At 48.0% G+C, this 254-nt stretch carries 1 protein-coding gene; it reads right to left on the reverse strand.

The window, feature by feature from the left end:
• On the reverse strand, nt 1-254 hold a 254-nt coding region (locus SB765_RS31695; protein WP_410932763.1), incomplete at both ends, for a hypothetical protein.

Raw genomic sequence — 254 nt, forward strand, 5'->3', positions numbered from 1 at the left:
GGTTTGAATCTGGTTGCCCCAGGTGTCGAACAACATGCGTTCATAGGGGGCTAAATCGTCCCGCTCGTGGAGATTGATCAGCAGCATCTCTTTACTTTTGAACACGCGTTCGGTGAGGGTTCCGGCTTCATCGACTTCGCTCTGTTCGTGGGCGGGATGCTGTTTATCAAGATAGTGAGTGGAGTAGATGTTGAGTTTGTTTTTACGGTGGCTGCGTAAGACGATACTGATATCGTCAATGTCGAAATAGTAAT

This window comes from Pseudomonas sp. SIMBA_067 (assembly GCF_046534675.1).
GTDB lineage: Bacteria > Pseudomonadota > Gammaproteobacteria > Pseudomonadales > Pseudomonadaceae > Aquipseudomonas > Aquipseudomonas putida.